Genomic DNA, 7183 nt, shown 5'->3' on the forward strand with positions numbered 1-7183 from the left:
CTGCACCGGTTTGAGGATCGCGACCTTGCGGCGCGCCGACAGTGCGAGCGCCGCCACGGCGGCGGCGACGACCGTTTTACCGACCTCGGTATCGGTACCGCTGAGCACGAGCACACTCACGGACGGTTAGGTTAGTCCCTCCGTTTGCAGCAACCACAGCCCCCCCGGTATGGGTATATTTCCACCCGTGCATCGAGGTGGGAGCAATAACGTCGTTGTGTTCGGGGCCGAGTGGTGCGGCGACTGCCGGCAGGCAAAGGCATGGCTGCGGGACAACGAGGTGCCATTCGAAGACGTGGACGTGGAACACGACGCCGGAGCCCGGGACAGGGCCATTGAACTGGCCAAAGGGCGAACCAACATTCCTGTTGTCGTTCTTCCGGACGGCTCGGTGCTGATCGAGCCGACCGATGCGGAACTTGCCGATGCGTTATTGCCAAATACCATTTAGCCGCTCGCCGCGGCGGCCGCCACAACAGCCCCGGCAATCGCCTGGACTTCACCAGTTTCACAGATATATGGCGGCATGACATAAATGAGGTCCCGGAACGGGCGCAGCCACACTCCGGCCTCGACCGCCGCCCGGGTGGCACGCTCCAGATCCACCGGGTGATCCAGTTGCACGACGCCGATGGCGCCCAGAACGCGGACGTCGCGGACGCCGGGCAGGTCGGCCGCCGGGGCCAGGCCATCGGCGAGTTCCGACTCGATGCGCTTGACGGTGCCGCGCCAGTCCGACTCCAGGAGCAGGTCGATCGAGGCGGCGGACACGGCCGCGGCCAACGGGTTGGCCATGAAGGTCGGTCCGTGCGCGAGGACCGGCACGCTGCCGGCGGAGATGCCGGCCGCGACCCGGCGGGTGCACAGCGCGGCCGCCATCGACAGGTAGCCGCCGGTCATCGCCTTGCCGATGCACATGACGTCGGGGCTGACCCCGGCGTGGTCGGACGCGAACAGCGCGCCGCTGCGGCCGAAGCCGGTGGCGATCTCGTCGAAGATCAGCAGCACGTCGTGGGCCTGGGTGAGCTCGCGGAGCACGCGCAGGTAGAGCGGGTGGTGGAAGCGCATCCCGCCGGCGCCCTGCACGACCGGCTCGACGATCACCGCGGCAAGCTCGCCGGCGTTGGTCTCGATCAGTTCCCGGAGGTGGTCGATGTAGTCGTGGTCGATCGCGGCGTCGAAACCGGGCGGCGGCATGCGGGCGAACACCTGGTCGGGCAACACTCCACGCCAGAGGCTGTGCATCCCGCCGTCCGGGTCGCACACGCTCATCGGGTGGAAGGTGTCACCGTGGTAACCGCCCCGCCAGGTGAGCAGCCGCCGTTTCTCCGGTCGCCCGGTGGACCGCCAGTACTGCAGGCACATCTTGATCGCGACCTCGACCGAGACCGAGCCGGAGTCGCACAGGAACACGTGCCGCAGCTCCTCCGGCGCGATCCGCACCAGTTGGGTGGCCAGCCGCACCGCGGGCTCGTGGGTGAGGCCGCCGAACATGACGTGGCTCATACGCCCGGCCTGGTCGATCATCGCCTTGTCCAGCACCGGGTTGCGGTACCCATGGATGGCCGCCCACCACGACGACATCCCGTCGATAAGCTCCCGCCCGTCGGCCAGCCGCAACCGCACCCCGCGCGCCGACTCGACCACCAGCGGCTCCGCCGTCCCAGGCATCGGCCCGTACGGATGCCACACATGCGCCCGGTCCAGCGCCACCAACTCCGCCACATCCACGCCCAGAGGCTAACTACACCCCCACAAGTCCCCCCTCCCATCCCCGCGCCGTCGGCGCCGGGCGCCGCAGGCGCCCGGCACTCGGCGGAGACTGCGAACCGGCTGCCGGTTTGGAACCTCGCGTGCCCGAGCCAGCGACTCGCCGATCACCCAGGCCCCACCCCCGCGAGTCCCCCCTTCACGCCCGGCGAGTCCCCATTTTCAGCCCGGCGAGTTCCCACTTCCAGCCCGGCGAGTTCCCACTTCCAGCCCGGCGAGTTCCACGCCAGCGGCGGGACCCGGCGCTTGCGGCGCCGGGCGCCGCAGGCGCCCGGCTCTTTGGGTGGAGGCGGGGAATCGGTTGCCGAGGTGGGGACTCGCGTGCTGGGGCGGGCGACTCGCCGATCATCCGGGACGTAGGCCGGCGAGTCGCCACTTCCGGGCCGGCGAGGTGCCGGTTCCGGCCGGCGAGGCGTCGGGTTAGGCGCCCATGGTGATGCCGGGGATTGCTTTGATCTCGCCGAGGAAGGCGGGGGTGACCTGGATGGGGTAGTCGTCCAGGGCGAGGGTCACACCGTTGTCCTTGTGGGCGAACTTGAGGTGCACCGGGGTGTCGCCGCGGTGCGCGGACAGGGTGTGTTTGAGCTCCCCCACCACATCGTCGTTGAGCTTGTTCGGGTTGCACAGCAACACGAACGGCGCGGGCGCGCCGGGGGTGTGCTCGATGTCGCTGATGTCCAACGGGATCAGGCCCGAGCCGAACACCGACATCTTGTCCTCGCGCCAGTTGACCCGGCCCTTCACGGCGACGGCGGCGTCCTCGACCAGGTCGACTGACAGGACCGAGTATGACTTGGGGAAGAACAATACCTCGATCGAGGCGTCCAGGTCCTCGATGGTGCAGATGGCCCACGGCTCGCCCTGCTTGTTCACCCGCCGCTCCAGCGCGGAGATCATGCCGGACAGCACGAGTTCGCCCTCCTTCGGCGGGTCGGCGAGGATCTCGGCGATCGGCTTGGGGGCGTGCTTGCGCAGCAGGCGTTCGGCGCCGTCGAGCGGGTGGGCAGAAACATAGAGCCCGAGCATCTCCCGTTCGTAGCCGAGCAACTGCTTGCGCGGCCACTCCTCGGCGCCGATCTTGAGGTGGGCCAGTGGGGAGGCGTCCACCGGGGGTTCGCCGCCGCCGTCGCCGAAGTCGCCGAACAGGTCGAACTGGCCCATCGCCTCCTGGCGCTTGAGCCCGACGACCGCGTCCACCGCCTCCTCGTGCACCTGCACCAGGGACAGCCGGGTGTGCCCGAGCGAGTCGAACGCGCCGGCCTTGACCAGCGACTCGATCACCCGCTTGTTGCAGCAGACCAGTTCCGACTTGTCCAGGAAGTCGGTGAACGAGACGTAGGCGCCCTTGGCGGTCCGGGTCTCGATGACCGAGTCGACCACGTTGGCGCCCACGTTGCGGATCGCGCCGAGCCCGAACCGGATGTCGGTGCCCACGGCGGCGAACCGCAGCCCGGACTCGTTGATGTCCGGCGGCAGCACCTTGATCCCGGACCGGCGGCACTCGGACAGGTACACCGCCGACTTGTCCTTGTTGTCCGCCACCGAGGTCAGCAGCGCCGCCATGTACTCCGACGGGTAGTTCGCCTTCAGGTACGCCGTCCAGTACGACACCAGCCCGTAGCCGGCGGCGTGCGACTTGTTGAACGCGTACCCGGCGAACGGAAGAATGGTGTCCCACAAGGCTTTCACCGCGGGCTTGGAGAACCCGTTGGCGCGCATGCCCTCGTCGAAGCCCTCGTACTCCTTCTCGAGGACCTCCTTCTTCTTCTTGCCCATGGCCTTGCGCAGCACGTCCGCGCGGCCCATGGAGTATCCGGCCACCTTCTGCGCGATGCGCATGATCTGTTCCTGGTACACGATCAGGCCGTACGTCTCGGCCAGGATCTCGCGCAGCGGCTCTTCCAGCTCCGGATGGATCGGCGTGATCTTCTGCCGGTTGTTCTTCCGGTCGGCGTAGTCGTTGTGCGCGTTCATGCCCATCGGACCCGGCCGGTACAGCGCCAGCACGGCCACGATGTCGTCGAACCCGGTGGGCTGCATGCGGCGCAGCAGGTCCCGCATGGCGCCACCGTCCAACTGGAACACTCCGAGGGTGTCGCCCCGGCCGAGCAGCTTGTAGGTGCCCGGGTCGTCCAGCGCCAGGGTGTCCAGGTCGATGTCGACGCCCCGGTTGGACCGGATGTTGTCGATCGCGTCGCCGATCACGGTCAGGTTGCGCAGCCCGAGGAAGTCCATCTTCAGCAGGCCGATGGCCTCGCAGGACGGATAGTCCCAGCCGGTGATGACCGACCCGTCGTCCCGCTGCCACAACGGGATCGACTGCATCAGCGGTTCCGAGGACATGATCACCGCGCAGGCGTGCACGCCGGCGTTGCGGATCAGCCCCTCCAGGCCGCGCGCGGTCTCGAAGATCTTCCCGACCTCCTGGTCGGTCTCGATCAGGGTGCGCACCTCGCTGGCCTCGCCGTACCGCTCATGGGTCGGGTCGACGATGCCGGACAGCGGGATGTCCTTGGCCATGACCGGCGGCGGCAGCGCCTTGGAGATCCGGTCGGCGATGGCGAACCCGGGCTGGCCATGCAGCACCCGGGCGGCGTCCTTGATCGCCGCCTTGGTCTTGATCGTGCCGAACGTGATCACCTGCGCGACCTTGTCCACGCCGTACTTCTCGGTGGCGTAGCGCACCATCTCGCCGCGCCGCCGGTCGTCGAAGTCGATGTCGACGTCGGGCATGGACGGCCGCTCGGGGTTGAGGAACCGCTCGAACAGCAGGCCGTGCGGGATCGGGTCGAGGTTGGTGATGCCCAGCGCGTAGGCGACCAGCGAGCCGGCCGCCGAGCCCCGGCCCGGCCCGACCCGGATGCCCACCTCCTTGGCGTGGTTGACCAGGTCGGCCACGACCAGGAAGTACGCCGGGTAGCCCTTCTGGTTGATCACGTTCAGCTCGAACTCGGCCCGCTCGACGTAGCCGTCCGGGATGCCGCCGGGGAACCGCCGGCGCAGCCCCGCCATGACCTCCTTGTGCAGCCAGGTCGCCTGCGTCTCGCCCTCGGGCACGGCGAACATCGGCATCCGGTCGACGTGCGAGTAGACCTCTTCGTAGGACTCGATCCGCTCGGCGACCAGCAGCGTGGTGTCGGCGGCGCCGGGCACCTGCCGGTCCCAGTACTCGCGCATCTCGCCCGCGGACTTCAGGTAGTAGCCGTCGCCGTCGAACTTGAACCGGTTCGGGTCGGTGATGGTCTTGCCGGACTGCACGCAGAGCAGCGCGGCGTGGTCGGTCGCCTGGTCCTTGGTGACGTAGTGGGAGTCGTTGGTGGCCAACGGGCGCAGCCCGAGCGTGCGGCCGACCTCGAGCAGCCCGTCCCGGACCGAGCGCTCGATCGGCAGCCCGTGGTCCATCAGCTCGAGGAAGAAGTTCTCCGGCCCGAAGATGTCCCGGTAGTCGGACGCGGCCTGCAGGGCCTCGGCGGTCTGGCCCAGCCGCAGCCGGGTCTGTACCTCACCCGAGGGGCACCCGGTCGTGGCGATGATCCCGCCGGCGTGTTCGGCCAGCAGCTCCCGGTCCATCCGCGGCTTGCGGTAGTAGCCCTGCATGCTCGCCAGCGAGGAGAGCGTGAACAGGTTGCGCAGCCCGGCGGCGTCGGCCGCCCACATGGTCATGTGGGTGTACGCCCCGGCGCCGGAGACGTCGCCGCCCTCGCCCAGCTCGTCGCTGCCCCGCTGCCGGGCGTCGCCCCAGAACACCGGCTTCTTGTGGAACCGGCTGACCGGCGCCAGGTAGGCCTCGATGCCGATGATCGGCTTGATCCCGATCCGCCGGGCGGTCTGGTAGAACTCGTCGGCCCCGTACAGGTTGCCGTGGTCGGTCATGGCCACCGCGGGCATCTCCAGCCGCTTGGCCTCCGCCAGCAGCGGCTCGACCTTGGCGGCCCCGTCGAGCATCGAGTACTCGGTGTGCACATGAAGATGAACGAAGGAGTCAGCCGCCACGAGGCACCAACTTAGCTTCGAACACCCTGGGGTTGGGACACCGACTCACCCTGATTTATCTACACCCTGGCACTGACAGAATCGGCCGGTGCGGTTCCGACCCGTGTCCGCCGGTCTGGTGGTCACCGAACTGGCCGAGATGATCGCCGCGCGTGCACCGCGGGCCTGGGTACGGCTGGCCGTGGACGGCGCGCCGGTGGCCGAGCCGGCTCGCCTGGCCGACGCGCTGGGCGAGGCGCTGCGGCTGCGCGGCCGGCCGGTGCTGCGCGTCTCCGCAGGCGGGTTCCTGCGCCCGGCGTCGTTGCGGTTCGAGCGCGGCAAGTGGAATCCGGACGCCCGCTACGACGACTGGCTCGACGCCGGCGGCCTGGCCCGCGAGGTGCTCGACCCGCTGGCCCCTGGCGGGTCCGGCCGGGTGCTGCCGTCGTTGTGGAATCCCGAAACCGACCGGGCGACCCGCGCGCCGTACCGGTCCCTGCCGCCGGGCGGGGTCCTGGTGCTGGACGGTGAGCTGCTGCTGGGCCGGGGCCTGGCCTTCGAGCACACCGTGCACCTGTGGCTGTCCGCGCCCGCGCTGGCCCGCAGGACCCCGGCGGAGGACGCCTGGGCGCTGCCCGCGTTCGCCCGGTACGACGCGCAGGTGCGCCCGCTGCACACCGCCGACACCGGCCTCCGGATGGATGATCCCGCTCACCCCGCGCTGCTGGACGACAGTCCGGTCTGATGTGATCTCCCTATGGCGACAACACGTACAGCGAACGCGCACTGGAACGGCTCGCTGCTGGAGGGCTCCGGCACCGTGTCGCTCGACTCGTCCGGGCTGGGCACCTATCAGGTCAGCTGGCCGTCGCGGGCGGAGGAGCCGGCCGGCAAGACCAGCCCGGAGGAGCTGATCGCCGCCGCGCACGCCACGTGCTACTCGATGGCACTCTCGCACCAGCTTGCCGGGGCCGGCACCCCGCCGCAGTCGGTCGACACCCGGGCCGACGTGACGTTCCAGCCGGGTGCGGGGATCACCGGCATTCACCTGACGGTGCGGGCCACCGTCCCGGGCCTGGACGCCGCGGGCTTCGCCCCCGTGGCGGAGAGCGCCAAGCAGAACTGCCCGGTCTCCAAGGCGCTGGCCGGCACCAAGATCACCCTCGACGCCGCGCTCGATGAGTGAGCTGTTTCGGCTGCGTCCGGTGATCGAGGAGGACCTGGAGCACCTCGAGCAGATGGTCTCCGATCCGGTGGCGATCGGGGAGTTCAGCTGGGACGGCTTCCACGACCCCCGGTTCTGGCGGCGCCGCTGGGAGGAGAACCGGCTGCTCGGCGGCGAGCGCTGGACCCTGATCGCGGAAAGCCCCGACGGGGACCGGATCGGGTTCATCACCTGGCGCCCGGTGCACCCGGACTCGCCGTACGAGTGCTGGGAGTT

At 69.5% G+C, this 7183-nt stretch carries 6 protein-coding genes and 1 pseudogene; 4 read left to right on the plus strand and 3 right to left on the minus strand.

Annotation, left to right across the window (positions count from 1 at the left end; genetic code table 11):
* Positions 1-120: AAA family ATPase (locus tag VFO68_RS33890; RefSeq protein WP_325162532.1), on the minus strand; the 120-nt coding region annotated here is incomplete at its 3' end.
* Positions 121-217: 97 nt separating this feature from the next.
* Between VFO68_RS33890 and VFO68_RS33895 the strand changes: the two genes are divergently transcribed.
* Positions 218-451 (plus strand): glutaredoxin family protein, encoded by a 234-nt coding sequence (locus tag VFO68_RS33895; RefSeq protein ID WP_325162527.1) that lies wholly within the window; start codon positions 218-220, stop codon positions 449-451.
* Here the strand turns inward: VFO68_RS33895 and VFO68_RS33900 are convergent.
* Together VFO68_RS33900 and dnaE are read right to left on the minus strand one after the other, a co-directional pair.
* On the minus strand, positions 448-1731 hold the full coding sequence (locus tag VFO68_RS33900) for an adenosylmethionine--8-amino-7-oxononanoate transaminase (protein WP_325162528.1): 1284 nt from the start codon (positions 1729-1731) through the stop codon (positions 448-450). The genes VFO68_RS33895 and VFO68_RS33900 overlap by 4 nt on opposite strands.
* A gap of 459 nt (positions 1732-2190) precedes the next feature.
* A complete protein-coding gene (gene dnaE, locus VFO68_RS33905) occupies positions 2191-5763 on the minus strand; it encodes a DNA polymerase III subunit alpha (protein WP_325162529.1) in 3573 nt (1190 codons plus the stop codon).
* An 88-nt stretch (positions 5764-5851) separates the two neighbouring features.
* Here dnaE and VFO68_RS33910 point away from each other — a divergent pair, with 88 nt between their 5' ends.
* The 3 genes and pseudogenes from VFO68_RS33910 to VFO68_RS33920 all read left to right on the plus strand — a co-directional run.
* Positions 5852-6487, plus strand: coding sequence for a uridine kinase (locus VFO68_RS33910; protein ID WP_325162530.1), 636 nt, complete (start codon positions 5852-5854; stop codon positions 6485-6487).
* Between the two features lie 12 nt (positions 6488-6499).
* Entirely contained in the window at positions 6500-6928 is a 429-nt protein-coding gene (locus VFO68_RS33915) for an OsmC family protein (RefSeq protein WP_325162531.1), read from the plus strand.
* Positions 6921-7183, plus strand: a pseudogene (locus VFO68_RS33920) (N-acetyltransferase); the annotation flags it as partial. The gene VFO68_RS33915 and the pseudogene VFO68_RS33920, both read left to right, overlap by 8 nt.

Source organism: Actinophytocola sp. (genome assembly GCF_035712165.1).
In the GTDB taxonomy this organism is placed as follows: domain Bacteria; phylum Actinomycetota; class Actinomycetes; order Mycobacteriales; family Pseudonocardiaceae; genus DASYTH01.

Coding starts and splice junctions, on each gene's coding strand:
- VFO68_RS33915 (WP_325162531.1), top strand. CDS start 6,500: ATGGCGACAACACGTACAGCGAACGCGCACTGGAACGGCTCGCTGCTG.